This window comes from Streptomyces sp. NPDC004126, from assembly GCF_050275515.1.
Taxonomy (GTDB): Bacteria; Actinomycetota; Actinomycetes; order Streptomycetales; family Streptomycetaceae; genus Streptomyces.
In genome coordinates, this window is the sequence record NZ_JBNNPF010000134.1 from 1 (window position 1) to 1101 (window position 1101).

The window sequence follows — 1101 nt, forward strand, 5'->3', positions numbered from 1 at the left end:
GGACCTTCCGTTCGAGCGTCTGGTGGAGCACCTCAACCCGCCCCGCTCGGCCGCACGCCACCCCCTCTTCCAAACCATGCTCGCCCTCGAGGACATCTCACAGGCATCACTGGAGTTGCCGGGCGTGCATGTCGACTTCGAGCAGATCGAGACGGGTACCGCCAAATTCGACCTCACCGTCACCCTTCGTGAGACTTGGCAGCCGGATCACCGCCCGAGCGGCATCACGGGCACCTTGGAGTTCGACGCCGGCCTCTTTGAGCGCCATACGATCGAGAGCCTGGCCGCTCGCCTGACCGGACTCATCGAGTCCGTGGTCGCGGATCCCGCACTCCCCGTACGGCTGGGTGAGGACGGTCCGCTCGACTTCGTGAGTCGAGCACCCGCCACGACTGCGTCGGCAACAGCCGAAGCCGCGCACGAGACCGGCCGCGCCCACCGTGTGTACTCGGTGCAGAACGAACTTCTCGCCGGCCTGTTCGCCCAGGTGCTCGGCGTCGAGTCCGTGGCCATGGACGACAACTTCTTCGCGCTGGGCGGGCACTCGCTCCTGGTGGCACGGCTGATCGCACGGGTCCGCTCCACCCTCGGCGTGGAAGTGGGCGTGCGGACCGTCTTCCGCAACCCCACCGTGGCGAGTCTCGCGCGGGCACTGGAAGCCGGCGCACCCGCCCGGCCGGCCCTGCAGGCACGCCGCCGCCCGCAGGAGCTCACCCTGTCGTACGCGCAGCAGCGACTGTGGTTCCTCCAGCGGTTCGACCAGGGAACGACGTACAACGCGCCCTTCGCCTTCCGCCTCACCGGCGAGGTGGACGTGGAAGCGCTGCGGACCGCCCTGGGCGATGTCGTCGCCCGCCACGAAGCCTTGCGCACCGTGTTCCCGGAGGTGGACGGACAGCCGGTGCAGCGCGTGATGGACGCGGAGAGCGCGCAGCCGAGCTTCACCGTGGTGGCCGCTGGTGCCGGGGACCACGCCTCTCTGATGCACCGTGCAGCCCGGCACAGCTTTGATCTCGGGTGTGAGTTGCCGGTGCGGGCGTCGTTGTTCGTGGTGGGTCCGGGGGAGTGTGTGTTGTTGCTCGTCCTGCATCACATTGCGAG

At 68.6% G+C, this 1101-nt stretch carries 1 protein-coding gene; it reads left to right on the top strand.

Going from position 1 to position 1101, the window contains the following annotated elements:
* Positions 1-22 precede the first annotated feature (22 nt).
* Positions 23-1101, top strand: a 1079-nt coding sequence (locus ACQKM2_RS40860) for a condensation domain-containing protein (RefSeq protein ID WP_427719289.1), incomplete at its 3' end; no start/stop codon positions are given.